Origin of the sequence: Paenibacillus sp. DMB20 (genome assembly GCF_000987955.1) — a bacterium.
Lineage (GTDB): Bacteria > Bacillota > Bacilli > Paenibacillales > Paenibacillaceae > Paenibacillus_AQ.
The window spans coordinates 116,287-141,942 of record NZ_LAZU01000003.1 but is presented as its reverse complement, the minus strand read 5'-3'; the positions used below and the strand labels follow the sequence as shown (position 1 = coordinate 141,942).

23 protein-coding genes and 1 pseudogene are annotated in these 25,656 nt (G+C 47.2%); 4 read left to right on the top strand and 20 right to left on the bottom strand.

All coding sequences use genetic code 11. The features are described from left to right. Window position 1: 1 nt before the first annotated feature. From XI25_RS01225 to XI25_RS01210, 5 genes and pseudogenes are all read right to left on the bottom strand, one after another. Complete coding sequence (locus XI25_RS01225; protein WP_046676985.1) at window positions 2–868, bottom strand: carbohydrate ABC transporter permease; 867 nt, start codon at window positions 866–868, stop codon at window positions 2–4. A gap of 480 nt (window positions 869–1,348) precedes the next feature. Then, window positions 1,349–1,441: pseudogene (locus XI25_RS32715) on the bottom strand (sporulation peptidase YabG); the annotation flags it as partial. Between the two features lie 36 nt (window positions 1,442–1,477). Beyond that, entirely contained in the window at window positions 1,478–2,272 is a 795-nt protein-coding gene (locus tag XI25_RS01220; protein WP_046676984.1) for an SDR family NAD(P)-dependent oxidoreductase, read from the bottom strand. 116 nt (window positions 2,273–2,388) lie between these two features. After that, on the bottom strand, window positions 2,389–3,234 hold the full coding sequence (locus tag XI25_RS01215) for an aldo/keto reductase (RefSeq protein ID WP_046676983.1): 846 nt from the start codon (window positions 3,232–3,234) through the stop codon (window positions 2,389–2,391). A 107-nt stretch (window positions 3,235–3,341) separates the two neighbouring features. Next, window positions 3,342–4,556 carry an MFS transporter gene (locus XI25_RS01210; RefSeq protein ID WP_046677077.1) on the bottom strand — a complete coding sequence of 405 codons (1,215 nt, stop codon included), beginning with the start codon at window positions 4,554–4,556 and terminating at the stop codon, window positions 3,342–3,344. Between the two features lie 192 nt (window positions 4,557–4,748). On the opposite strand from XI25_RS01210, the gene XI25_RS01205 reads away from it, so the two are divergent. Further along, window positions 4,749–5,147 (top strand): winged helix-turn-helix transcriptional regulator, encoded by a 399-nt coding sequence (locus tag XI25_RS01205; RefSeq protein ID WP_046676982.1) that lies wholly within the window; start codon window positions 4,749–4,751, stop codon window positions 5,145–5,147. A gap of 356 nt (window positions 5,148–5,503) precedes the next feature. On the opposite strand, the gene XI25_RS01200 is transcribed toward XI25_RS01205, so the two are convergent. From XI25_RS01200 to XI25_RS01180, 5 genes are all read right to left on the bottom strand, one after another. Beyond that, complete coding sequence (locus tag XI25_RS01200) at window positions 5,504–6,136, bottom strand: type 1 glutamine amidotransferase family protein (protein ID WP_046676981.1); 633 nt, start codon at window positions 6,134–6,136, stop codon at window positions 5,504–5,506. Between the two features lie 197 nt (window positions 6,137–6,333). Beyond that, window positions 6,334–7,158, bottom strand: coding sequence for an isocitrate lyase/PEP mutase family protein (locus tag XI25_RS01195; RefSeq protein ID WP_046676980.1), 825 nt, complete (start codon window positions 7,156–7,158; stop codon window positions 6,334–6,336). A 271-nt stretch (window positions 7,159–7,429) separates the two neighbouring features. Beyond that, window positions 7,430–12,454 (bottom strand): S-layer homology domain-containing protein, encoded by a 5,025-nt coding sequence (locus XI25_RS01190; protein ID WP_082112161.1) that lies wholly within the window; start codon window positions 12,452–12,454, stop codon window positions 7,430–7,432. A 169-nt stretch (window positions 12,455–12,623) separates the two neighbouring features. Further along, entirely contained in the window at window positions 12,624–15,281 is a 2,658-nt protein-coding gene (locus tag XI25_RS01185; RefSeq protein WP_046676978.1) for a LuxR C-terminal-related transcriptional regulator, read from the bottom strand. A 91-nt stretch (window positions 15,282–15,372) separates the two neighbouring features. Continuing rightward, window positions 15,373–15,822, bottom strand: coding sequence for a VOC family protein (locus tag XI25_RS01180; protein ID WP_046676977.1), 450 nt, complete (start codon window positions 15,820–15,822; stop codon window positions 15,373–15,375). Window positions 15,823–15,943: 121 nt separating this feature from the next. Here XI25_RS01180 and XI25_RS01175 point away from each other — a divergent pair, with 121 nt between their 5' ends. After that, a complete protein-coding gene (locus XI25_RS01175; protein WP_046676976.1) occupies window positions 15,944–16,882 on the top strand; it encodes a helix-turn-helix transcriptional regulator in 939 nt (312 codons plus the stop codon). Window positions 16,883–16,975: 93 nt separating this feature from the next. Here XI25_RS01175 and XI25_RS33960 read toward each other — a convergent pair whose 3' ends face one another. The 7 genes from XI25_RS33960 to XI25_RS01145 form a co-directional block, all read right to left on the bottom strand. Then, complete coding sequence (locus XI25_RS33960; RefSeq protein ID WP_235439608.1) at window positions 16,976–17,149, bottom strand: hypothetical protein; 174 nt, start codon at window positions 17,147–17,149, stop codon at window positions 16,976–16,978. Beyond that, entirely contained in the window at window positions 17,146–17,814 is a 669-nt protein-coding gene (locus XI25_RS01170; protein WP_235439607.1) for a proline dehydrogenase family protein, read from the bottom strand. The genes XI25_RS33960 and XI25_RS01170 overlap by 4 nt, the downstream gene beginning before the upstream one ends. Continuing rightward, window positions 17,759–18,043, bottom strand: coding sequence for an AraC family ligand binding domain-containing protein (locus tag XI25_RS01165; RefSeq protein WP_046676975.1), 285 nt, complete (start codon window positions 18,041–18,043; stop codon window positions 17,759–17,761). Before XI25_RS01165 ends, XI25_RS01170 begins: the two co-directional genes overlap by 56 nt. Window positions 18,044–18,084: 41 nt before the next feature. Next, the gene (locus XI25_RS01160) at window positions 18,085–18,381 is read right to left on the bottom strand and encodes a YfzA family protein (protein ID WP_046676974.1); all 297 of its coding nucleotides are present in this window, start codon (window positions 18,379–18,381) and stop codon (window positions 18,085–18,087) included. Window positions 18,382–18,556: 175 nt separating this feature from the next. Continuing rightward, window positions 18,557–19,054, bottom strand: coding sequence for an ABC-2 transporter permease (locus tag XI25_RS01155; RefSeq protein WP_235439606.1), 498 nt, complete (start codon window positions 19,052–19,054; stop codon window positions 18,557–18,559). Continuing rightward, the gene (locus XI25_RS01150; protein ID WP_046676973.1) at window positions 19,047–19,913 is read right to left on the bottom strand and encodes an ABC transporter ATP-binding protein; all 867 of its coding nucleotides are present in this window, start codon (window positions 19,911–19,913) and stop codon (window positions 19,047–19,049) included. The genes XI25_RS01155 and XI25_RS01150 overlap by 8 nt, the downstream gene beginning before the upstream one ends. After that, window positions 19,910–20,293: a GntR family transcriptional regulator gene (locus tag XI25_RS01145; protein WP_046676972.1), complete on the bottom strand. Its 384-nt coding sequence runs from the start codon at window positions 20,291–20,293 to the stop codon at window positions 19,910–19,912. Before XI25_RS01145 ends, XI25_RS01150 begins: the two co-directional genes overlap by 4 nt. A gap of 321 nt (window positions 20,294–20,614) precedes the next feature. On the opposite strand from XI25_RS01145, the gene XI25_RS01140 reads away from it, so the two are divergent. After that, window positions 20,615–22,552: an N-acetylmuramoyl-L-alanine amidase gene (locus XI25_RS01140; RefSeq protein WP_046676971.1), complete on the top strand. Its 1,938-nt coding sequence runs from the start codon at window positions 20,615–20,617 to the stop codon at window positions 22,550–22,552. A 230-nt stretch (window positions 22,553–22,782) separates the two neighbouring features. Here the strand turns inward: XI25_RS01140 and XI25_RS01135 are convergent, their stop codons facing one another. Together XI25_RS01135 and XI25_RS01130 are read right to left on the bottom strand one after the other, a co-directional pair. After that, on the bottom strand, window positions 22,783–23,184 hold the full coding sequence (locus tag XI25_RS01135; protein WP_046676970.1) for a YvaD family protein: 402 nt from the start codon (window positions 23,182–23,184) through the stop codon (window positions 22,783–22,785). Between the two features lie 146 nt (window positions 23,185–23,330). Next, entirely contained in the window at window positions 23,331–23,891 is a 561-nt protein-coding gene (locus XI25_RS01130) for a TetR/AcrR family transcriptional regulator (RefSeq protein ID WP_046677076.1), read from the bottom strand. A 214-nt stretch (window positions 23,892–24,105) separates the two neighbouring features. Here XI25_RS01130 and XI25_RS01125 point away from each other — a divergent pair, with 214 nt between their 5' ends. Then, window positions 24,106–24,831 (top strand): stalk domain-containing protein, encoded by a 726-nt coding sequence (locus XI25_RS01125; protein WP_046676969.1) that lies wholly within the window; start codon window positions 24,106–24,108, stop codon window positions 24,829–24,831. A gap of 189 nt (window positions 24,832–25,020) precedes the next feature. Here the strand turns inward: XI25_RS01125 and XI25_RS01120 are convergent, their stop codons facing one another. Continuing rightward, window positions 25,021–25,614, bottom strand: a complete 594-nt coding sequence (locus XI25_RS01120; protein WP_046676968.1) for an undecaprenyl-diphosphatase — start codon at window positions 25,612–25,614, stop codon at window positions 25,021–25,023. Between the last annotated feature and the right edge of the window lie 42 nt (window positions 25,615–25,656).

The following is a 25,656-nucleotide window of genomic DNA, read 5'->3' as shown; positions in this document are numbered from 1 at the left end:
CCTATTCCATGTACTGCCGATGTCGGCGCTCAATCGCAAACAGCGCCAGGACGATCAGCAGAATACAGGCAAACATTAAGGATGCCGCCGCGGTCAACTTCTGAATGTCGAGTGAAATGAACATATTATTCATATAGTGCTGCATCATGTAAATGCTGTCATGGGGATAATCACCTGCAATGAGATACGTTTCCCGGAACACTTTGAATGAGTTGATAATGGACATAATCACAACAAAGAACATCGAAGAAGTCAGATAGACCAGCGTAACGCTTCGGAATTGCCTCACGCGGCCAGCCCCTTCAATCCGGGCGGTCTCGTAGTAATCCTTCGGAATTTGCTGCAGCCCGGCCAAGAATAAAATGACGTTGTAACCGATGTTCTTCCATAGGTACACCATGATCACGACCAGGCGTGCCCATTCCGTCTTCATCCAATCCACGCGTCCATATCCAAAGCTGTTCAGCCATGCGTTCAGGGAGCCGTTCCAATCAAATAGCATCTGCCAGATCATGATGATGGAGGCGACGGGCACAACAAGCGGCATGACGTAAGCGGTTCGAAGCCATTTTTGAAAATATGTATTTTTATGGAGCAGCATCGCTAACCCGAGCGACAGCATGACCATAAGCGGAACACTGACCGCGCTGAAGAGTAATGTGTTGGATGCCGCCTTGCGGAAGGAAGCACTCCCAAGCAGTTCCACGTAATTATCGAGACCCGCAAAATGGCCGTCTACCGATTGGCTCATAAAGGAATAGTACACGCCCATGGCAAATGGAATAAGGTAAAAGAGTGCAAATCCGATGCCGCTGGGCACAAGAAAGAATATGGCCGCCGAAGCATCCTTACGGAGCCAGTTTTTCATGGTTTTCCTGATCCATCCTTTCACTAATCTAGTTTGGTACTTCAATTCTGATCCATGTTACTCTCCCCCGATGCCTTTAGTTTAGGGAAGAAAACTTAAGAAAAAATATGGTAAATATTAATAATTTCTAAAGAGTCGTACTGATTTTTCGCTCTCGTTAACACAGCCTGCATACGTAGCGGAGCATCAATCTACAATGTCATTTCATACCGATACCCCGATGAAAAACTCGTCATCGATATTACGATGCTCCATAGCGATCAACGGCAGCGACTACAGGTCTCAGGCATATCAAAAAGCAGCATAAGGAAAAGGCATTACCATGAGCATGTCCCGCAAGGGTACGCCCGCTGCCTGAAAGTCAAAAAAGGCCAACCAGATCATTCTGGTTAGCCTAATAATACAAAAGCTGCCCTGCATCTCAATAAATTGGTAAGACACGGGTTCGATATACCCGGCAAGACGTCCTCCCGGAGGCTCTTAGCTAACAGACGGCGTTACCTTCAGCGTGGATAAGTCGTTCAGGCGGGGCAGTCCGAACCGGTAGCTGCCTCGTATCTCTAAGCCGCCCAGGCAAAGAATTCGGGTTCGGCTCATTTCTTTTTTCCCTTAGAACACGCTTCGTACCAAGCCCCCATCAATTCGGAGCGCCGAACCGTTGATGGCCGAGGACTTGGGGCTGCTCAGATACGTTACAAAATCGGCAATCTCCTCCGGTCGAATCAATCTCTGAATGATAGACGTCGGCCGGTTTTCCTTCATAAACCGCAACTCGGCTTCTTCGATGGTAAGCTTCTCATCCGGGTACAAAGTATTCAGCATCTTCTCAACGCCTTCGGTAAGGGTTGACCCAGGCATGACGGTATTCACGGTTACGCGGGTCCCTGTCGTCAATTCGGCCAAGCTCCGGGAAAGGGACAGCTGCATCGTCTTGGTTGCGCTGTAATGCGCCATCTCCTGGGACGGCATGACGGCTGCTTCGCTCGCGATAAAAATAATTCGTCCTTCGTTGCGGTTGATCATGTTCTTCAAATAGTGCCTGGTCAGCCGGACACCGCTCATAATGTTCGTCTCGAAGAACTTGAACCACTCCTCATCCGGTATATCGAAGAACTCGGCAGGCTCGAAGATTCCTAAGTTGTTGATTAGAATATCAACGACCGGAGCGGCTTCCCTGACCTGATGGCAGCCCTCCTCTGTTCCGAGATCCGCCACGACATAACGCAGCTCGGCATCAGGATGCTTGGAGTGAATGTCGTCTATCGTCTGTTTTACCTTATCCTCATGTCTTCCGTTAATAATGACCGAGGCTCCCTCGGCTGCAAGCGACATGGCAATCGCCTTGCCAATGCCCGATGTCGAGCCTGTGACCAATGCGACTTTTCCCTGCAAATCCAAATTCATGACGATCTCCTTCCGATATGTAGGAATGGACCCTCCCGTTCCCCGTCGCGCTGCAGGAAGTGCAGGAGAGCCGCAATATTCATTACACTTCTATTTTTGCCGTAAACACGGATTTCTTAGAAATCAAAATTGTCCGGATCCGGTCCCACTCTGTGATCCTGATTCAAGCCGTCGATGCGCTGCATCTCCTCATCGGACAATTCAAAATCAAAAATATTCGCATTCTCGATGATCCGATGCTCTTTGGTCGATTTCGGAATCGTCACCACGCCGTTCTGTATATCCCAGCGAAGAATAATTTGGGCGATGGATTTATGATGCTTCTTCGCAATGCTCAGAAGGTCCTCCTGATCCAGCAGCTGTCCTTGCATTAAGGGAGACCAAGCCTCGAGCTGAATTCCATTCTCCTGGCAGTACGCCTGCAATTCTTTTTGCGTTAATCGGGGATGATATTCCACCTGGTTTACCATCGGTTTGATTTCCGTTTCCTTCATTAACTTCTCCAGATGATGGATTTGGAAATTGCTCACGCCAATGGCTTTCACGCGTCCTTGCTTGTACAACGTTTCGAGGGCCTTCCACGCCTCTATATATTTTCCTTCAACCGGCCAGTGTATAAGGTACAAGTCCAAATATTCCAAATCCAGTTTCCGGAGGCTTTCCTCGTAGGCCTTCAAAGTCGGTTCATAACCCAGGTCGGCATTCCACACTTTGGATGTGACGAACAGATCTTCTCTCTTTAATCCGGCAGCTGCCAAGCCTTCGCGAATGCCCTGCCCGACGCCCTCTTCATTGCCGTATATGGCAGCGGTGTCCACGCTCCGATAGCCATGCTGAATGGCCGTTCGTACGGCATTCACCAGCTCCGGTCCTTCTTCAACTTTAAATACGCCTAGTCCAAACCAAGGCATATTGACGCCATTATATAAAGTGGTTGTATCTTGTAAGTGTTTTGCTGTCATATTGATAAACCTCCGAACGTTTTTTTGGTTGTGAAAAAGTAGAACCTGTTTGCAGTATTTCCGATGAAACGCTTAGATATCACCTCCCTTCATCATAAACTAATAATTCAAGCCGCTTGCGTATCCCGCTTATCCGGATTCTTCGAATCTTTTCGTTCCAGCTTCAAGCTCCAACCCGTGAGTACGACCGCGCCGAGTACCATCAGCGCGCCGATCCAAGCCGTATGAATCAGCCCCATGGAATTCGTGATCAAGCCGCCCAGAAAAGCGCCGATGGCGATGCCGGCATTAAATGCGGCAATGTTAAGCGCGGACGCCATATTCACGGCCCCGGGTGCAAACCGCTCGGCCAGCATCACGACATAAACCTGCAATCCCGGCACATTCATGAAAGCCAGGAATCCCATGAGAATAATCGTGATGAGTCCCGCCGCTTGAAACGGTGCGGTAAACGTAAGTGTAACCAGCACCAAGGCTTGGGCTATAAACATGTAGAGCAAGGCTTTAAGCGGGTTGCGATTGGCCGCCTTTCCGCCGATCACGTTACCGACCGCAATGGCAATCCCATAGGCAAGCAGGATGACGGCCACCGTATTTTCCTTGAAGCCTGTTATATCCTGAAGCAATGGGGATAAATAAGTGAAGACAACGAAGGTCCCGCCATAACCGAGAGCAGTAATCAGGAGCATGAGCAGCAATCTGCCGTTTGTCACCAATTTAGCCTGGTCACGGAATGAAGTGCGTTCTCCCTTAGGCAAGTCCGAAGGGACTAGGATACTATTCGCAATCAGCGCAACGATACCGACTACAACAATAGCGACAAAAGCAAGTCTCCAGCCCCACTGCTGGCCGATAAACGTTCCGAGCGGAACGCCGGTGACCGTAGCAACCGTAAGGCCCGTAAACATAATGGAAATCGCAGATGCTCTGCGGTTTTCAGGTACTACGCTTGCGGCAATGATCGAGCCGATCGACATGAATACCCCATGGGAAAAGGCCGAAAGCACGCGTGCTGCAAGCAGGACGCCAATGGAAGTTGCAGCCGCTGCCAAGCTGTTACCGACGATAAAAATGATCATAATCCAGAGCAGCAAGGTTTTCCGTGACATCCTGGATGTTAGCGACGTAAGGATCGGCGCACCGAAGGTAACGCCCAAAGCATACATCGAAACGGTTAATCCGGCGGTCGTTACGGAAATATTCATATCCTCCGCAATCAACGGAAGCAGCCCTACACTAATAAATTCTGTTGTTCCGATAGCGAAGGCACTGACGGCAAGCGCCAACAGCGCAAGCAAACTTCTTTTTTTATCTATGATCATGGTGTTCATTTTTCCCCCTATCCTATTCTCTTGCTTGTATATTGTAAAAATATTGAGTATGGTTTAATCCAGCCGGCAAATGCTATTATGATCTATATCATGTATTGTGTGAAGAACGTACTTTTTTGTAATGTAGGTACCTGACAGTGCCCTAGGTACTTTTTAGTGCCTATCAGAAATGGGAGGATGTATATGCAAGCGAAGAAATACAACATAGCCGTCGAAGCAACATTGGAAGTGATCGGAGGGAAGTGGAAATGCGTGATCCTGTGTCACTTGACCCATGGCCGAAAACGAACGAGCGAACTGAAGCGTCTCATGCCGCAAATCACGCAAAAAATGTTGACGCAGCAGCTGCGGGAGCTGGAGGAAGATGGCGTAATCAATCGCATGATCTATAACCAAGTGCCGCCCAAAGTGGAATATGAGCTGAGCGATTACGGCAAGAGTTTGAGCGGAATTCTGGATATGCTCTGTGCATGGGGTGAAAAACATATCACGAAAGTATACGGAGACAAATTCAGCGTGCTTGAGGATAGTGTCCTGAACGATAAACTGAAAGCCGTGGACGAGCCATCTGACGTACGATAAACCGAAGAAGCCAACTAGCGGCGTAGCCGTTATTTCGTAACGTTAGGGAGTATAGCTTGGATGAGGCTGCGCATTCCGAAACATTAAAAAAAGTATTGGGACTGACCCCCATATGCGAGACAGGGATCAAAACACCTTGCAAGATTAAGCTGCCAGTCGCCTAAGATCCATCGGCGACTGGTAATTTAGTTTCGTTTGAATTCGAGTTTTAGTTAAAGTAAGTAATGTAGTCTCGGACGGTCTGTTCAACGTTATTTGTTCAATAAGATTAAAAAATACAAAAACCATGCTTTGACATCGTCTAAAGCATGGTAATTATTTAAAATCATATAAAACTGCTAAGTTGATTTTTTAGCTCATCTATTTATTGAATTCATTAACTGGAAGAAGTATTCAGGTTGATGGGTCTTATTTAGGTTATACCATGATTGCAATGTATCTGGTGCAAATACATCTAATTTTTTCAGTACTTCCATCGCAAATTCCAGGGGAGCCACTCCTGATGCAGTAACCAAATTCTCACCAGAAACTGCAGGTCCCATCTCGTAAAATTTTTCTCCTTTATAATTAGGACAGACCATTTTAATATACTCTAAGTCATTGCTTGTATGTTTTCTAGAATCCAGGTACCCATTATTTGCTAGACCCTCAGTTGCACCACAAATTGCAGCAACAATAGTGCCAAGCTTTAAAGCTTCGCCAATTTTTTTCAAGATAGGTTGATGGATATCTTCTCCCCAAGTATTCCCTCCGGGTAAAATTAAAAGATCTTTACTTTCAAGAATACAGTCACCAAGGGAAATATCTGGTTTTATGCTCAGTCCTCCCATCGTGGTAATAATTTCTTTATTAGCTCCCACTGTAACTACTTTTAAAGGTGCTAATTCTTTTTTGAAATATCTTCCTGAGTTTAATTCAGCGATTAAATATCCATATTCCCAGTCTGACATTGTATTAAATACATAAAGATAAACTTTTTTTGTTTGCATCCAATAACACTCCAATCACAATTGATATAGCCTATTATAATATAACGTCCCTGACAGCTAACGTCAGGAACGTTATTACACTTGATGAAATTTTATTAATTCCGACAGGACATCAATAAGTCTTTTCTTAAGACTATATTCTTGTCCTCTAGAAATCCTTTGGGAGTTTATCGACTGCGGTAGTTTATGAAGAAGCTTTATCGGAGCTGGGATAAATCATCATAAGAAAGTACATTCGAGGTCATTTGCTCAAAGGTGCCCCCTTCCAATATATCTTGGCCGATGCGGTGCAGTAGCGTCAACGCCGCGCGAAAAGGTCCTGAGCCAGTGCTAATACGCTGGATCCCTAGTGCCTCAAGATCCTGTGCGGGAGGCAGCCCGGGTCCGGCCAATACATTTATCGGGCCGCTTATTTCTTTGCGGAGTGTCCAGATGTCTAACATTCCCCTGATTCCGGGGACGAAAATACAATCTGCCCCCGCTTCCTGGTAGGCATGTGCCCGTTTGACCGTTTCTTCGAGCCTTCCGGAAGGAGGCACATGCTTGATCCAATATGGATCGGTCCGGGCATTGATAAAGATAGGAAATCCTATACGATCCCCAAGCTGCCGGATGGCGGCTATTTTTTCTTGCTGAACCGGAATATCATACAGCGGTGCTTGTGGATCTATGCTGCTGTCTTCGAGGTTGATTCCCGCCGCGCCTGCCTCGATCACCTGTCTAACCGACTCCGCAACTTCCTCCGGAGTCTCCCCATAGCCGTCTTCCATATCCACGGTAACCGGAATGTCGACGGCCCGAACGATCTTACGGACCGCAGCCAGCATCGTATCAAATGGCATGTTCCGGTCCGCATATCCGTGGGAAACGGCGATGCCTGCACTGGTCGTGCCTATCGCTTTGAAGCCGCATTGCTCGAAAATTTTAGCAACCGCCGCATCCCATGCATTGGGCAAAATAAAGAAATTCGAGTGAAGCTCTTTAAAATCGATAACCTTTTGAAGCGATATTGTCCTTTCCATTTCTACGCTCTCCTCGCCCGTTATCTTCTTGTGTAGTCCTTGTATACAATACATTATAAACCGGGTTTTATTCGATACTCATCGAAGTATGGAATGCGCATGCCCGCGCTCCCGCTCCCCTAAGAAATGAGCACAACCATTGCATTAAAAAAGATCTGGACCAGAAACGTTACCGATCCTCCGATTAAAAAAACCACCGATTCATTTCTGATCAGTGGTTGTTAGAAATTCAACTTCTTAACCTATTCTTCCATGTATTTTAGCCCCGCAATTAAGGATTGGGCCACCGTAATGTCGGGTAACCCACGCCCTCCTCGATCTTCCATACCTTGTTAAAATCCCAGTTTACGAAGGTGGTTTGCTTCTTCATCTCTTCTGTCGTCTTGGGCTCGCCACCGCCCGAAGTATTTAAGCCGGTTGTCCCGATATCAAAGTAGCAATCTGTAATACCTTCATTAGTATTGCTGGAAATGCCGCCTATTGCAGAATTCCCCTGGATCGCACCAGCCGCATAGCATTTTTGGATCGTCCCATGGGCAGTGCCGGCGATGCCACCAGTCTTGCTAGATGCTGTCACGTTAGCTAACGAATAGGAGTTCAGGATGACGCTGTTCGGCATCGCGTTGCCGGCTATCCCGCCCGCTCCCACTGAAGTTGCTTCGACGCTACCTTTGACAGAGGCGTTTTCGATGCTCCTACCGACTTCAAGGACCCCGGCTATGCCTCCAACAGTATACAAGCCCGATACGTCCGCATTAATGGCAATGTTTTTGGCACTCCCGAACATAACCCCGCTCAAGGCCCCCACAGAACGAGCCGTTGAAGCAATGACTCCCTGTACGGATACGTTTTCGATATGACCGTAATAAAGGATGCCTACCAGACCGCCCGCTTCCGGAGCGGACGTCGTAATATTCACTTTGTCCAAATGCAGGTTGCGAATATTCGCTCCTTGAATAATGCCGAACAAGCCCGCCGGAGCATTGTCCGTATTACGAATCGTTAAGCCATGGATCGTGTGGCCGTCTCCATCCAGGCCGCCATAAAACGGTTGTGCCATGACTCCGATCGGCCGCCATCCTGCACCTGTATTATATGGTGGTGCATCCAGGTCAATGTCAGCGGTCATTTTAAAATAGGATCGCGTATAATCTCGGAGAAGATCAAGTTGTTCCCCCTTGCTGATCAAAAATGGATTGTCTTGAGAGCCCTTTCCTCCATCGAAGGGATGCGGGCCAAGCTCGACATCCAAGGTGCGGTATCCCCTGACATTGCGAATTTTGACAACAAGGGAGACTTTTCCGGATTCATGGACGGCCAAGCTAACCTTCCGCTCCCCGTCCACGAAAGGCTCGACTTGACTGGACAGAATAGGCTTATAAGGATTTGTGCTTAGATAGACCTCGACTATATGATACCCCTTTAAAGATTCATCGGAAGCATTCTTTGCTCCGGTGATCAGCAGCTCAAACAGCTTGCCTTCGGTTTTCTCGCCTTCCTCCAGCAGTTTGACTTGAAAGCAGGCCGAGTCGGCTGCATCTTTTTGCCAGGAAAGATACGGATAGCCGCAGCCTTCGTTCAGCAACCAGGTATTCAAGAAGTCCCACGATTCATAGCTTATCTTCTTCCTCATGTTCAGGGTACTGAGCGGAGAGCCTTTCCCTGTATCGTTTTGCCCGGAAACCTCACTATCGTAATAGGAAGAGAAATATTCCGAATTACCGATGGAGAGACCGACGAGGCCACCGGTATGTTCAGTCGGATCCGTTAATATCTCAACGGCGGCGTATGAGTTGCGAGTGATGCCGTTTTCCTGCTGGCCGACAAGTCCGCCTACTCCGTCTCGAGCCAGCGGTGAATCGATATGGATGCTCCCTCTGGCATACGTGTCGGTAAGCGTACTGCCATAGTTTACCCCAGCCAATCCGCCAACCCTGGTGCCCCGCTTCATGCGAATGTCGAATTCGGCATAAGACCGGTCTATCGTTCCCTTGTAATTTATACTATGTCCGGCAAAGAATCCGACCAAGCCGCCAACTCCGGCATCATACTCCTCATCATCCGTGATTAATGAGCCCGAGGCGAAAGAATCGGTGACGGTTCCGTATTCCATCCCCCCGGCCAGGCCTCCGATATAACCGACGACCGTCAGTCTCACGTCCGATGAAGCTTGGGTTGCCGTCAACTGCACCTTCGCCGAAGAGCCGGCTATCACGGTTTCGCGGGCATAACCGACCAATCCCCCGAAAGCGCTAGTCCCGCTAACATTCCCTTCCACGCTGCTGTTCATAATGGAACTGTCCCACGCCTCGCCGATTAAGCCGCCGGCATAAAAGATTCCTTCCACTTGCAAGTCTTTTAGATGGATATTCTTAAACCGGGCATTTTGGGTATGGCCGAATAATCCGAGCCAGCCGCGCTGATTCTTGATCGTTAAGTGACGGATAGCATAACCGCCGCCGTCGTACGTTCCTTTAAACGAATGATAGGTTAGCGATCCATCGTCCAAGCGCCCTTCCCCAATCGGGGCCCATCCTTCCCCTGCGGAGTAGGATGATAAATCGATATCCTTCGTCTGCTGAAATGAAGCTTCCGGGTAATAACGGACCTCATCCAGCAAGTCTGCCGAATCGACCCGGTAAGGGTCGGCAGCGTTGCCGCTTCCTTTGAACGGGGCCTGAATCGTAATGGGATACGCCTCAAAGTCAGGCAAGCCTTCCGCCGTGATGTTCAGAATTAATGTCCCGGTTCCCCAGCCATATAAATCGTGGAAGATCGCTTGACCATTGACGGAGGACACCTCATCTGTTCCTACCAAATCAGGACTGCCCGTACCGGATTTTTTTACGGATACTTTCACTTTTTTGTTCATGCCCGCAGCCTTGTTATCATACGGATCCAAGAGATCGACGACAAGATTTAAAAACAATTTGCCAGATCGGGCCGTTCCCTTCTTTTCCATCTGGCTTACAATGACTCGAACAGCCTCCTGCGGGGCCGGTGTTATGGTTAGTCTCGCCTCCGGAACTTTCACATCCTCTACCGTGAAAGAAATCGAGTGCGGATCAGATTTGAACAGTACGAGATCGGAGGTCGAGACTCCATCCACGAATGCAATTTCGGATTCGTGGGCAGGATTCATCATCTGCTCCTTGTTCAAGTAACCGTAACCATATATGGATCCGCGCGCAGGCCCGCTTATGTTCAAGGCTACCTTCTTCGTGCCGTTAAAGCTTGTGTCAACGCTTCCGTCCGATCGCTTCACGGTCAGCACGAGATTATTGGATGACCCGACGACCGGAGATGCATGGCTAATCGAAGCCGTTACCGAGAACGCATCCACGATGACGTTAGAGAACGTCACATTTACGGGGATTATTGCGGTTACACCTTTGTAAACCGCCTCAATCTGCGTGGCTCCTTCTCCGGCAGCCTTGATCAATCCGCTGTCGTTAACGGTGGCTACTTTCGGATCCAGCGAGCGCCATTGCGCTTCGTTAACGATATCCTCAAGCGTCCCATCGCTCCATCTGGCCGACAGCTGAAGCTGCGCCTGCTCGCCCGGCGAGCTTAACCAAACAGACTTCGGCTCGTAGACCAGTTCCGTGACGGTCGGTGATGGCGGTGTCGTCCGGTAGGCCACTTCCACCGGAATTCGGACCGTATGGCCTTTATATATAGCTTGGACGACCGTATGTCCTTCACCCGCTTCCGTAACGAGGCCCGTTCCGTTAACGACGGCAATTGCCGGATTATCGGTGGACCATTCCGCAGTCCGTGTCACGTCTGTTGTCCTTCCATCGCTCCACCTGGCCTCAAGCTTCAATTGAGCCAGATGACCGGGAGCAGTCAACACGACCTGTTTCGGCTCGTATACGAGTGCAGTGACTGTTACCGGCTTTTCCTCACTTCCAGGAGTTTGACCGCCGGAAGTACCAGGGGGCGAGGCTGAGCTTTCTGTATAGGACCTGCATAATGAATGATTGATTCCGGACAGGCAGCTGACCCGGTCCGGATTGCGTTCAAATTGGATGCCGGATGTCCCGATTTCGGCGTAGCTTATCTTTCCTTGTCCGCCAAAAGCCGCAGGGCCTGCGATTCCGGCCTGCTCCACCTGGGACCCCGTCTCAAGGAAAATGGACGTGTCCCTTGATTCCGGCAAAATGTCCAGCCGCCCGATGCTGCCTCGCTCGAGCTTCATCCGGCCACCGGCAGACCGAACGGTGACCGTATCGAAATGTCCGCGAAGCCGGACCAGGCTGTCCGCTTTCAAATCGCTAGGCATCCATACCTGCTTGAAACCGGGGCCCGTTAAACGTTCCTCCTCCAAAAGAGCGGAAGTTTGAAGATGAGTCTCATCGACGGAGGTACTCCCCTTTGCCGCAACGCGGGCCGCATTCCCTTTTTTATCGATGCGCAGTTCACGGATTTCCGTATCCTGAAGGACGATGGAGCTTTCCCCGCCTTCCTGCACGAAAAGCTCGCCCTTCACCACAACGCCGCGAAGTAAGGCCTCCCCTTCACCGATCCGCTCCGTCAGCGTCAGATCGCCGGTGATCGTCAAGTTCTGCAAGGTTATTCCGTCAGCGTCCGCGATCACGTTGCCTTGGATTGTTCGTCGGCCTGCCTCGGGGCCGTAGGTTCCGCTTTTAATATAACGAACCTCTCCGTATATCGTTCCCTCCGATTGCATGAAGCGGCTAAGAATCACAACGGCCTCCGCGCGGGTAAGCGCTTTTTCGGCCTTGAAGCTGCCGTCCGGATAACCTTGCATCCAACCCGCTCCCACGGCGTCTCTAATCGCTTCTCTGCTCCAGCCGGGCAGCGGGTCCGCGAAGGAAGGAACATCCGCCTCATGACCGTGCAACCGCACGAGTCTCGTCAGCATAACGGCCATTTCCTGGCGGCTTACCGCCCGCTCTGCCCCCAACGTGCCATCGTCATAGCCGCGTATGTATCCGGCTGCAACCGCTGCCGTGAGGGGTTCCCAATCCCACCGGTCTTGGACCATGTCGGGATATGCCGCAGATTCCGCTCCTTGCCCGTCCGGGATTCCCAGCGCCCGGTTAATCAGCACCGCCGCTTCTGCACGCGTAAGCACCCGGTCAGGACGAAACGTTTGATCGGGATACCCCTGTACCCGGCCGCTGGATACCCAATTCTGAATTTCCTGCCGGGCCCAATGCTTCTCCGTATCGGAGAAGGCCAGCACTGTCCCGCCTTGTCCCATGTTAAGACAAAACAAAAGGGACATGGCGAATACCATCAAACTCATCCTCGTAAGTAGGCCCTTCATACTATCTATCCTTTTAAAAATCGATGCTCTCTCCCTCCTTTACTAAGTTCACAGTTAAGTTTAATGATTTTGCATAGCAAAAAAACCCCCTAAAAATATAGACAACATTCTGGTCGCTCAAGCTCCAGCTTCAGAGTTTGTCTATAATTTGGGAGTTTTTCAAGAACACTTATTGTTCCGCATCGAGCCATCCCGACCGGTATGCCTTTAGTACTGCCTCCTTGCGTTTATTCACTTCCAACTTGGAGAAAATTCGTTGAATGTACGTATGCACTGTCCCGGTGCTAACGCCCAGCGAAACGGCGATCTCCTTGCTGGTCCATCTTTTCGAGACGCCGAGCAATACTTGCTGCTCCATCTCGCTTAGCGGATTGCGACCGGAAGCCTTTTCCCCGTTCGGCGCGGCGTTCTGCGCTTCGAAAGCGAAAAGGATTTGGTCGATGTACCGGACCGAAACCTGTCGTTCCTCCATTTTGTAAGCTTTCCTCGACTGACGGTAATGGTCCGCTATTTTCCGAAGCGGAGCCCCTTCATCGAGATATGTTCGGAGATGGCCGTCTCTTGCCGAAAGCTGAACCGCTTTACCGAAGGTTCTAGCGGCCAAGCTTTCTTTTCCCTGCTTGTCGTACAGCAGAGCCAGAAGTACATAGGCCTCCAACTGTTCCATCCATAGACCGCGCATGGCGGAGATTTTTTGGATGCATTTCAACAAAGCCCGAGCCTCCATATCCTGTGCCGTGAAGATCAGCGCCCGCGCGCGTACCAGCGAATACAGCAGCTCATTACAACCGCTCCCTTCCGCAGGGACATCGGAATAAGCCTCCAGAAAACGCAACCCCGCTCCAGGTTCTCCTTCGGGCGACTGCAGGTGAAGCTTCGTTTCGCAAGCATCCAATACAAGGGACCATTCACGCGCCGTTTTGTCATTAAGGCGTGACCGGACTTTAAACAGGTGCTCTAGCGCTTGCTGCAGCCGATTTCTGGCGTAAGCAATCCGGCTTTGCAAAATCGCGGCGGGAACGAATAAAGCGGCAATTCCCAACTCTTCTCCGATCGAACGTGCAAAAGACGCATTTGCTTCCGACTCTCTCAATCGGTTGCGCTCATACAGCAGTTCTCCATAACCGATCGCATAATAGGCCGTATTGTATGAGCGGATATTTTCCCACCGCCGCATGATCGGCTCGAAACAACGCTCCGCCTCTATCAGGCGACCCGAAATCCCCGGGAAACTTCTTAATCGGGAAAAATGGCGTTCGTGGTAATCGATATAAGAGAAGATTTCATCATGGGGAGTAAATCCCCGATCCAAATAATCATTCAAATGGTACGCGAGCCCCTGCAAATCCTGTTTAAAAATGCATACGTAGGCGCGCATCACCTTTATAACCCGCATGGAGTAGGCCCGTTGCGCTTCGGTCAGCGCCCCCTGGCCGGCTGCAATTTTCCACTCGACCGAATCCAGCTGCTCCAGCGTCCGCTGCGGATCCTGCTCGCTTGCCGCAAAAAAGAGAGAAGACAAATATAGCTTGGGCCGCTTTTGAATCGTTTCTTCGGGAATTTTGGCAAAGAAGCGACGGAGTGTCCAGGCTTCCCGAAGAATAAACGGATTGAACAAAACCTCAAGCAGCCGTCCCGCTTCATCGTAGTGACTTCCACGCATATAGTGTTCCATGGCTTCCATGGGAAATCCGTTATTCTCCAGCCAGCTTCCCGTTGTCCACTGAAGGGAACGCCACAGCTTTAAATCCTGTTCCTGCAACAGGTCGCGCAGCTTTTGGGCGATTAGCGGGTGATATCTGTACCATACCTCCGAGCCGTCGCGAAATCGTTGAAAAAACAACTTTTCTTTTTCCAGATCGGCCAGCATCTGTTCCGGCTTCGAGCTTCCTGTCAACACGCCGATTAGCGATTGGTTGATACGTTCGGGCACGGCCGTACGCAGAAGAAAAGAAATCGACTCCGGCGTTAACCTGGACAACAACTGCTCCAACATGCGCCCGCAAACCGTGGCGTGCCGGTCTAATGCCCCGGTGTGCGGGATGGTTAGAGCCGTTTCTTCCTCATGTTTGCCGAGGCTCTGAGTCTTCCACAGCATGCGAAGCCCGAGCGCCCAGCCCTCCGTCTGCTCCTGAATCCGCAGGACTTGCTCCCTGGAAATCACCGGTCTCTGGTGTTTTTGGCAAAACTTTTTGGTTTCTCCCACCGTAAAAGCCAACTCCGGCCAACCGATTTTGTAAACCAGGCTTTTGGGCAGCTTGAGAGGAACCTCGGCATGGGTAATCAGAATGAGGTGAAGCTGCTCGGGCAGGCTCCGAACCCAATCGGTCAGCATATGATGAATTTCTGCGATTTCAATGGTTTGGTACCCGTCTATTACTAACACCAAAGGCACGAACAGACGAGCACACGCCGAGTTTAACTCCGCTAAAGCCCGGGACGGCTGCTGAATGAAATGTTCGATAAATCGGCCGGTCAACCCTTCATCAAAACCCGGGACAGCCTGGTCGATGGCCGCAATGAGCTGAAGCCAGAACCTGAGCAGATGATTATCTGCCTCCTCGAGCGTGATATATGCGATAAGCGTCGAGGCCTCTTCCTTCCATCCGCTGACCAACGTCGTTTTCCCCGATCCGGGAGGCCCCTCGATGAGCGTAAGCCGGCGTTTGAGCCCCCCCTGCAGCTTCTTGTCCAAGCGTGGCCGTTTGACGTAATCTTCGGGAGCGGAAGGAATTTCGAATTTTGAAGGGATAATCATAAAATCGAGCCAATGGCGCCGTACGTTATTTTCCTCACTTTCGCCGACTATAGCGGATGAATGGTCCAAAATAGGATTCCTTCCCTTCCAAAAATCATTGACTCCAGTCTATCTCATTCCGGCCATCCCGTAAATCTTCCCATCTTTCTACATGCTAATTTTATTGCAATCTATCATCAAACATGAATTGGATTTGAATGCCGAACGGATCTTCAATAATACCGTATGCTTTGCTAAACACATTAGCAGATAAAGGAACTATGATTCTCACTCTATCATCTGTAGTCAAGCTCTTATAAAAATGTTCAATTTCCTCTAAGTCCGCACTTTGAATGCACAATGAGGTGTTGTTGCCAACCGCATATTTTTCTTTGACATCCATTGTATCTTCTGCCAGCATTACTTTTGTTTTGCCGATGGATAAGACAGAGTGGGAAATATAATTTTTATTTTCATCGGTAAGCTGCAACGAGCTGTCGCGTTTTGCCATGTCTTCGTAGGTAACAAGCAACGATTCCTCGGCGTTAAAATGCTTTTTGTAAAAATCTACGGCTTCTTTTGCTTTTCCGTTCATGGATAAGAAAATAGCTACTTCCAGTGTTGTACTCATGGTATCAATCTCCTTTTATATCATGATTTTAGGTAGATAACTTATACATTTGATATATGACCATGAACCCATCATAATATATAAAGGTAGCAAAACATGACACCTTTATAAGGAGATTTATATGAGGAAATCAGAAAGATTAAATGACATGATAAGATATTTAAACGGTCGAGAGTTCTTTAATTTGCATGACCTCATGGATAAATACAAGATTTCAAAAAGTACGGCATTGCGCGATATTAGTTCATTGGAACAATTAGGCATGCCTATTTTTTCGGAACATGGCAGACATGGACGATATGGCATCTTAAAAAATAGATTGTTATCCCCCATTACGTTTACGATGGATGAAGTGTATGCTCTGTACTTTGCCATGTTGACGTTAGAATCTTATCAATCAACCCCATTTCATTTAAGCGTTAATCAACTAAATGAAAAATTTGAAAACTGTCTTTCTAAAAATCAAATAAAGCAGATTCACAAAATGAAACAAGTCCTGCAATTTGAGATGTATCAGCATCATCATGTGAGTCGTTTTTTAGATAAGATTCTAAAAAGCATTCTTAATGAGAACAACTGTAAGATTCAATATGTAAAAAATCATCAGAAAAAAAGTTACCATGTTCAATTTTTCAAAATTTCCGCTAAGTTTGGTCAATGGTATGCTGCAGGAATCGAGTTAAATTCGAATAAATATAGAGTTTTCAGATGCGATAGAATAACCTTTATCGAAGAAGCGGAAATCAAATCTCACTTCTCGATAGATGAACTGGTCAGTCGTTCATTAGAAATGTATCAATCGGAGAAGAGTATTGACTTTGAAGTAGAGGTTTTAGAACAAGCAAAGGATCTGTTTTATAAAGAACATTATCCATCGATGAAAATAGAAAATGGTCGCAAAACAGTTATTAATGGCTTCTATAACCCTGGAGAAGAGGAGTTTATAGCTGACTATTTTATGAGATATGGCAATCATGTGGTATCCGTGAAGCCTGAATCCTTGAAAAAAATGATCCAAGATAGAGTAGAGAATCTATTAAATCACTATCAAAAATTATAAATATACGGAAAAGCGGCAAACCGGAATGGCTTGCCGCTTTTAAATTGGGGATGGACGTGTAGAGGATGCAGTCGAGTGGTGCTAGACCCGGACTTATTCATAATCCAGCACGGGATCTATCTTTCCGACGTCCGTGATGTCGAGGATCGCTTGAAATAGATTAGGCGGATATTCGGCGATCCGGTGGCATAGATACAAGTACCATTCACGGCCATACGTTAAATAAATGCGAACAGGATAACCCGCCTTCTTCAACTGGCTGCTCAAATCAGGTCGAATCCCGTATAACAGCTCGAACTCACGCCCGGCTCATGGATCCATCCCCGTTTGATGACCTCATCAACGATAGACTCATCATGGGTGGCGATCGACACGCGATGGCCTATGCGGATGGCCTGCTCCACAAGCTGAACATAGCGCACGCTTAGGGCAGCTGAACGCGGCATCGCGAGAAGCTCCGGCTCTTGGTACGCCCCTTTCACGATGCGAATCCGGCCGGGGACGGGCCGTAAGCCGTTCAAATCCTGAGCCGTCCGGTTCAATTGTGCCTGCAGCGTAATGCCGATGTTCGAATAAACGGCTGCCGCTCTTGCATAGTTCGAAAGTATCGCGTCGGTTTTAGCGGATTCTTCCATGCTGATAAACAGCTCGATGCCGGCCAGTTGGGCTTGCGCAGCAAGTGCTGTCAGCTGCTTATATGCCAGTTCGCCGTCCAGCGATAAGCCGATGTGGGAAAGATCGAACGAAACGCGAGCCGGTATCCCACGTTCTGCCAACGCCTGAATGAGCAGAGACAGCTCCAATGCCGCCGCTTCGCAAGCTTGAACATCCGTCGTGTTTTCGCCGATATATTCAAGCGAGATGGCGTACCCTTTATCAATGAGCGAACCATTCCGGCTTAATGAACAACATTTTGTATTTCCATTTTGCATCTTCCGCAGGCTGACAAGCGTGGAGCATGAGCGGCGGAAAGCTGATCATTCGTCCTGTCTCAACGTGCCACAAGACGCCATCACACCATGCCTGCGTCTCGCCTTCATCGATTAAACCAATGGAATACTCCTCGTGAAAATGCTTCTGATATGCCAGATCACTCTTGTGACATCGCTTCGCTTCCAGAAAAGGCAGCGCTTCGTCCCGGTAAAAGGTCACATCTGCCATGAACTAACCTCCAAATTAGAATAGACGAGATAAAAATAGAATCATTTTCTTGAAAAGATGTCTTTTATTGCTCCATTGAGTGCAGATGGAAGTAATGTAATAGCAAAAAATGCCGTCAATGCATTAAATTCCGGTTTGTTATATGGAGCGAACCATTCTGTGAATAGCTTGGAATGTATGATATTACCGAATAATGTTCCTTTGTGGAATTCCCTGTAAATTGACCACGAATACATATCACTGACGATAAAGACGAATTGCAAAAGAAGCAATCCCCCAAGGGTAAACATCCAACCTTTTGTTCGAGTAGGACGATCTTTTTTAAGTGTGTCTTTCATTTGACAGGTTCTTCTTTTTTATGACTGTGCTCATACAACTGCACAGCCTCTTAAAAGTCCTTTCTAGTAAACAGATTTACGGTTAAGTAATAAGAAGCAAGGAATAACAGTAAGATTCCGATCGGGATAAGAAATAACATTTGATCACTGCTAAAGCCGTTCTCGTTCATCATATTCATAAAAATAGCTGTAGCTGCGCCAGAGCAATTAGGATTATCAGGAATACACCATTGATAATACCGGTTCCTTTTTTACTGAGCGTGTAAAAAAGCGGCAAATAGATGGAAGCTAGCACAAGCATGATGCCTACCGGAACCAGTATGTCTATAATGGAATAGTCTGGTTTGATAAACGTTGGAGCTGCTAGTTTAACGAGCGAGTGAACCGCGTAAGAAGCAAGGACTGCAAAAAGTATACAAATGATGGCTGTTACATATTTGGCTCGAACAATATGCTTGCGGCTAATCGGCAGTGTAACCAGAAAATGATGATTATGGTTTTTGATATCGATCGTCGTAACGATACTAAGTGTGCCGAAAGCTGTATAGATACCTGCAAGATGCATTGACAATTCTTTTGGCATAAAAGCGACACAGAATACAGCGAGAAACACGAAACTCAATCCTAGTGTACTCTTTGAGGCGATGAAGTCTTTTCGAAGCAAGTTAAGCATGAATGCGTCCTCCCTTGGCGGTGAAATACATGATGTCTTCTAAGGATGGTTTGTCGAAAACAGCATAATTGCCAAACAACCGTTCGGCCTCCTGCCTATTATCTACTAAGCCCTCAAACCCGACAGCATTCTCACGAATCCCGACAAATTTATTTCGAATATCCAAATCAAGCAGTTGTAAGTCGCCTTTGACGATTGCATATCTCTCGAATACTTCATCTTTCGCATCATTGAATACGAGTTTTCCACGATTGATGAAAGCAATGTAGTCAGCAATACGGTCCAAATCTGTTGTGATATGGGTCGAAAAGATAATCGAATTTCTCTCGTCCTGCATCATATCCGCAAGCAGATCGAGCATTTCCCTTCTAAACACAGGATCAAGTCCAGATGTCGGTTCATCCATGATTAGGAGCTCAGCCTCATGCGATAACGCAACAGCAAGGGAAAATTTTACTTTCATCCCCTTGGATAACTCTTCAATCTTCTTCTTAGGGGACAACTCGAACTGTTCAAGATAGCTGTTAAACTTCTTTTCGTTCCACTTTCTATAGAAAGGCGCGATCATCTTCTTCATGTCACGAATCGTAAGATGCTCATAATAGAAGCAATCATCCGACACAATGCCGATGCGCTGCTTAATGTCAACTTCTTGCTTGGGCATATCGAAGCCTAGTATTTTTACGCTCCCGGAATCAGGACGGATCATGCCGAGCATCATCTTAATCAAGGTGCTTTTACCAACGCCATTCGGACCAATAAGTCCGGTAATGTAGCCTTGTTTCACATCCAAAGATACCTGATCGACTGTAAATTGAGGGTATATTTTCGTTAGATTACGTAATTCTATTGCATTCATGGTGCCTCTTCCTCCTCGAACAATAAAGTCATATGATCCATTACATCTTGTTGGCTCATGCTTAATTCCTTGCTGTCTCGAATAATTTCAATCATTTTCTCTTCTAGTCGTTTCATGCGCTGCTCCCGAATGAGATCTTTATTTGCTCCTGATACGAAACACCCCTTACCAACGACGGAGTCGATTAGCTCCTCTTTCTCTAACTCTTCATAGGCACGCTTGGTTGTAATTACACTCACTTGCAATTCCTTGGCCAGCTGCCTAATGGAGAGGAGGCTGTCACCTGCACGCAATTCACCGCTCAGAATGCTCTGTCTAATCTGATTCCTAATTTGAATGTAAATCGGATCACTCGATGCATTGGATATTATAATTTTCATGTTTCATTACCTCGCTGCTGTTTATTGAGTGACTACCGTATATATACAATATATACACTATTCGATTGTGCGCGTCAATATAAGCTATTTATTTGAAAATGATGAAATTTCGGAAAAGTCATCAAGGTTCATCTCTCTGACTATAAAATAAAATTTCAGATCTTAAAATTTTATTTGAATTTTCTTTAATTGCAAAATATTATAAAAAAGACCGAACCCATATTATGGAAGGATGGTGATTGAGGTTTTTTAAAAAAATAGCCTCTACCGTTAGTAATTCGAAATCGGTGTCATGATCTTAATGATTCGGGAGGGAAATGATTGAAACTACAACGAATAATCCAATGGAAAAAGCTGTCGCTCGCACTAACCGTCGCCTTGTTGGCGGCTGCCGGATTCACCCCCGGTCTTCCTGTTCCTTTCACGGCCGCACCATCTGTCTATGCTGAGCAAGACAAGTCGAATATGTTGCAAGAAGCCTTCGAATCCGCGGCTGAGGAGTTCGGCGTTCCTGTAAGCATTCTGATGTCCGTCTCCTACAACCTTACCAGGTGGGAGCATCATCATGGAGAGCCCAGCACTTCAGGGGGATTCGGCATCATGCATTTGACCGACTTACCGCTGCAGGATAAAGAAGACCCTAGCGGAATCGACGACGAAGATAACCCAACGGCTTCGGATGATCCGAGTCTTCATACCCTATCTTCGGCGGCCCGACTATTGAATCTTGATCCGGACATACTGAAGCAGGATCCCGTGAGCAACATTCGAGGCGGAGCCGCGTTGCTGGCGCAGTACGCGCAAGAAACCCTCGGTAAACTGCCGGCATCGGAATCCGATTGGTATGGTGCCGTTGCCAAATACAGCGGCTCTCCGGAGTCAGGAGCCGCCCTGGAGTTTGCCGATCATGTATTTGAAACGATTCAGCAGGGGATATCGCGGCAAACTCCGGAAGGACAGGTGTTCCTTCTTCAATCCAAGGACATTACGCCTAACCCGAATACCGTGGATACGCTACACCTGCGTCCGACGAAACCCGATATCGCCGAGTGCCCTCGTAATCTCCACTGCAGTTATGTTCCTGCAGCCTATCAGCAGAACGGGGATGATCCGTCGGATTATTCCAATTATGATCTTTCCGGCCGTCCCCAATTCGGTCCCGATATCCGTTATGTCGTCATTCATAATACCGAAGAAACTTATCAGGACACGATTGATATCTTTACGAATCCCAATTCATATGTCAGCGCCCATTATGTTCTCCGCTCGTCAGACGGCCAGATCACGCAAATGGTCAAGACCAAGGATGTACCATGGCATGCAGGCAACTGGTATTTCAATATGCATTCCATCGGCCTTGAGCATGAGGGCTTTGCTATGGAAGGAGCAACCTGGTTCACAGAAAGGCTTTACCGTTCTTCTGCTGCATTGGTTCGTTATCTGGCGAAAGAATACGATATTCCGCTCGATCGGGCCCACATTATCGGCCATAATGAAATACCGGGCCTCAATCCGGCACGTCAAGGGGTGATGCATCAGGATCCCGGCCCTTTTTGGGATTGGGAGCACTACATGGAGTTGGTTGGAGCACCGATCCGCTCCAAGCATGGCACCAAAGACATTGTGACGATCAAGCCCGACTTTAAGACCAATCAGCCGGAAATCAATGATGCGCCAGCACAGCCGTCTAACTTTCTTTATTTATATAAAGAGCCCGACTTTAACGCTGAACTGATTGATGATCCCGCCCTTGTCGCTCAAAACAAGAAAGACGGGCTCAGCATAGGCGCCAAGGCTGCCGTAGGGCAAACCTTCTCGCTTGCCGACAAACAGGGGGATTGGACCGCAATCTGGTTCGGAGGGCAGAAAGCTTGGTTTTACAACCCGCAAGGAATAAATGCGGTTTCCGGCAAGGGAATGCTCATCACTCCGAAAGCCGGCGCAGCCTCCATTCCGGTCTATGGCGCAGCTTATCCGGAAGCAGCGGCATATCCTGCAGATATCACGCCTCAAGTACTAGTTCCGCTGCAGTACACCATTTTGCAAGGACAGTCGTATGTCGCCGTGGAAAAAGTCAAAAGCGATTATTACAATGCTCCGGTATACACGAATGACCCTTATGAGACGCATACGCTGGTCAAAGGCAAAGAAAAATTCTACCGCATCTACTTCAACCACCGCTTCGCCTTCGTCAAAGCCGCTGATGTCGAGAAGGTACGGAAGCACTCGGTCACTGAAGAAGGGAGCGACGACGAATGAATCGCGCCTCAGGATATCCCATAACGTGCGGTGCATTCCCTTCTCTCTCAGGAATGATCTAACATTCGAAACGCTGGATACTTATGGTCCAGGTCACCATCGCTGAGGCCGGTATTCGCGGCAAAAGCATACAAGAGATCCGGCTAAGCCGGACTCCTGTATGCTTCATCGTTTAGTGCTTCAATATTGCATTCAATACGTGATCAAAAGAGTTCCTTTGAGTGACTGGCTTAGATCTTTACGGGTTGATTTGATTTAATCAATGTTGGGATAAAGAACAAAGGATATATCATTAGATAAAGATTGGGTATCCACCACATGATATCAAAATCAACTTTGATCATCCAAAAAGCAATAGCCTGTAATCCAGAACAAAACGTCAATGTAAGCGAGATTAACGCTACGTTTCTCCATTTCAGATTGTTGTGTTTATGTAAGTAAAGGCTGTACAGCCCGGTTAATGAGATAAAAATATCCAGTGGAAAGAATGACCAGTTCCAAACAACCAGTAGCTCATTATGATAATTCTGATATAAATACTCTTTCGGAATTAAAGCCAGTCCCGTGACGATCCAGTACAATACAAATCCGATATCCGTGAATAGAAATAATGCTTTTAACGTCTTGCTCATCTGAGACCTCCAGCCTTCACGTCTATAATGTTTTCGATTTTCCAGTTCAATCTGCTAAGCATCTGTTTTAACCTACTGCTTCCGTAGTTGTACCCTCCGCTTCCGCTATTATCGCTAATTTCAATAACAATCTGTGCATTTAATAATCAGCCTTCTTTCTTAAAAACACCTGACATAAGAATCTCTCCCATTTCCTGCAGGCTATCGTGGAGAGTCGAGTTATTCTTACTTTTGGGTGAACCTTCAATGATCCGATGTAAACCGCCTACATACAGATCAATAAATATTTTCGTATTAAAAGAACGTAATAACCCTTGGTCTACTCCTACATTGATTAATTCAATAATGCCGTCCCACTGCTCATTTATAAATTGTTCAAGTATGTTCCATTGCTTTGGATAATAACGTTGCAGCTCTATCAAAAGATTTGTATCAATAAACTGGAAATCTGCAGGAATTAAGACAAGCATTTTTTTAAGTTTATCAACGGTATTAAGTGTTGAATCACTTCGAATGTCTCTCTCCTTAACTTGTAGTTCCAGAATAGCTTCATTTAAAATAACTTCGATAAGTTCATCTTTTGATGGAAAGTGCCCATACAGTGTTTTAGTGCTTATTCCTAGCTGTTTTGCCAACTCCCCGACGGTAAATCGTAATCCCCTCTTCTGGATTTCCTTTCTTGCAGCTTCTAAAATTCGATCCTTCATAACATTCACCTCATCAATAGGAAAATGTAAAAATGATATCATTTTCTTTATTTTCCTATCAAGCTTATAATTGTTAGGTCTGTTTGTCAATTATTTCAGATAATCTCTTAGCCGATGTACACCCTCGGCCGCGGTTATTTTCAACTGCTTAAAACCCACTTCCAAATTCTTCCTCGGAGATGGTATACTTGACGAAAAAAGGAGTTGTATCACTTTGAAGAAAAATATAGTAAAAACCGCCGCCACTTTAACGCTCGGTATGATGATCGGATCCGCAACCATTGCAGCAGCAGCTCCCGGAACCATTCAAGCTGTATTATCCAAATTCACATTTGTGGTGGATGGACAACAGCAAACTCTCAAATCAAAACCAATCGTATATAAGGGCACCACCTACCTACCGGTTCGCGAAGTTGCCAAGATGCTAAATGCTGAGGTGTCTTCATTCGATAACAAGGTTAAGAAAATAGAATTGAAGACAACAGGATCACAGACCCAAACAAATCCCCAAACAGGATCTAATCAGTCAACCGCACCGAAATTACCACTAAAACTCAAGCTCAATGAAACCGCTACTCAAGGTGATATGACATTAAAAGTACATAGTGTGAGCTATACAAATTTCATACCTTCCGAGCCTGGAGCAACGTCTGGTCTGATTGCCGAAAAAGGAAACAAGTTCGCTGTCATTCAATTTGAAGCAACGCTTAATGAAAAGCCGACAGACAGATTTGCATGGGGTGCGTTAGATTTTTTTGATCACGCAATTATTGATGGCAAGAAAATAATTTCAGCCACTTCCCATGAACATAACAATTTGCTCGCCGGTGAGACGAAAACGATTCAGATTTCGCTTTCACTGCCGGAAAACACGAATATCACCTCTGTCGCTTTCAGGGACCCTAGTAAAAACTCGATTTTCGGAACGATCGATCTTTAGTCATCCCCGCCACCTCTTGATAGAGTAAATATGTTCGTAACTATGCGCCCAATGGTCTTGGGCGTTATTTTTATTTCATGCGAGCCTCTGTGGGTCTAAGGCATATATCCAACTAAAAAAAGCCTGAATAATCAGGCTTTTAGCGAAAATATCTATCCTACACGGCACGTTGACCTACTGGCGAGTTTCTCAAATGCTGCCGGACTTATCGCGGTTCGGCAAAACACGCTGTTCCGCTTTTTCATATAAGGTCAGCAGTCGCTTGACCATCCCGAGCTTTGGCGTAAGCCAATACATAAGCAAGGCTGAGATGATGCCGATAAGCGCTCCTGCTGCGATATCTACAGGATAATGAACCCCAACCCAAATTCGAGAGATCGCAACGCAGCAAGCCAGCGCAAGCCAGATCCACCCTTCTCTCTTCCGAACCAGCCAGAAGGAGAAACAGACGGAGAAAAACAGAATTGTATGATCGCTCGGAAATGAATTATCTATAGCATGGTCTATGAGCTTGTTAACATGCGGCAGTTCCGCAAACGGCTGATGATGCTCATACAACTTGCCCGCCAATTTCCCGATCACTTCTGCAAAAACAAAAGCAAGTCCAGCCTGGATGACCATCATGCGGTTCCGGCTATTGCGGGTAAACCAATAAGCAAGCATCGCTAGAGCGAGTATATACAGCATGTATTCCGCCACGATGACGGCAACAGGATTAAGGAAAGCAAACTGCTTGCCCAAATCGTTAATCGTTCGAAAAAGATCCGTATTCCATTGAGACATGCTTCAATTTCACCACGCTTCTGATTATTTGATTGAATGTGT

Bases quoted from the DNA above. Each gene is read 5' to 3' on its own strand.
- XI25_RS01225 (WP_046676985.1), bottom strand. From the start codon at position 868: ATGAAAAACTGGCTCCGTAAGGATGCTTCGGCGGCCATATTCTTTCTT.
- XI25_RS01220 (WP_046676984.1), bottom strand. From the start codon at position 2,272: ATGAATTTGGATTTGCAGGGAAAAGTCGCATTGGTCACAGGCTCGACA.
- XI25_RS01215 (WP_046676983.1), bottom strand. From the start codon at position 3,234: ATGACAGCAAAACACTTACAAGATACAACCACTTTATATAATGGCGTC.
- XI25_RS01210 (WP_046677077.1), bottom strand. From the start codon at position 4,556: ATGATCATAGATAAAAAAAGAAGTTTGCTTGCGCTGTTGGCGCTTGCC.
- XI25_RS01205 (WP_046676982.1), top strand. From the start codon at position 4,749: ATGCAAGCGAAGAAATACAACATAGCCGTCGAAGCAACATTGGAAGTG.
- XI25_RS01200 (WP_046676981.1), bottom strand. From the start codon at position 6,136: ATGCAAACAAAAAAAGTTTATCTTTATGTATTTAATACAATGTCAGAC.
- XI25_RS01195 (WP_046676980.1), bottom strand. From the start codon at position 7,158: ATGGAAAGGACAATATCGCTTCAAAAGGTTATCGATTTTAAAGAGCTT.
- XI25_RS01190 (WP_082112161.1), bottom strand. From the start codon at position 12,454: ATGAAGGGCCTACTTACGAGGATGAGTTTGATGGTATTCGCCATGTCC.
- XI25_RS01180 (WP_046676977.1), bottom strand. From the start codon at position 15,822: ATGAGTACAACACTGGAAGTAGCTATTTTCTTATCCATGAACGGAAAA.
- XI25_RS01175 (WP_046676976.1), top strand. From the start codon at position 15,944: ATGAGGAAATCAGAAAGATTAAATGACATGATAAGATATTTAAACGGT.
- XI25_RS01170 (WP_235439607.1), bottom strand. From the start codon at position 17,814: ATGCAAAATGGAAATACAAAATGTTGTTCATTAAGCCGGAATGGTTCG.
- XI25_RS01165 (WP_046676975.1), bottom strand. From the start codon at position 18,043: ATGGCAGATGTGACCTTTTACCGGGACGAAGCGCTGCCTTTTCTGGAA.
- XI25_RS01160 (WP_046676974.1), bottom strand. From the start codon at position 18,381: ATGAAAGACACACTTAAAAAAGATCGTCCTACTCGAACAAAAGGTTGG.
- XI25_RS01155 (WP_235439606.1), bottom strand. From the start codon at position 19,054: ATGCTTAACTTGCTTCGAAAAGACTTCATCGCCTCAAAGAGTACACTA.
- XI25_RS01150 (WP_046676973.1), bottom strand. From the start codon at position 19,913: ATGAATGCAATAGAATTACGTAATCTAACGAAAATATACCCTCAATTT.
- XI25_RS01145 (WP_046676972.1), bottom strand. From the start codon at position 20,293: ATGAAAATTATAATATCCAATGCATCGAGTGATCCGATTTACATTCAA.
- XI25_RS01135 (WP_046676970.1), bottom strand. From the start codon at position 23,184: ATGAGCAAGACGTTAAAAGCATTATTTCTATTCACGGATATCGGATTT.
- XI25_RS01130 (WP_046677076.1), bottom strand. From the start codon at position 23,891: ATGAAGGATCGAATTTTAGAAGCTGCAAGAAAGGAAATCCAGAAGAGG.
- XI25_RS01120 (WP_046676968.1), bottom strand. From the start codon at position 25,614: ATGTCTCAATGGAATACGGATCTTTTTCGAACGATTAACGATTTGGGC.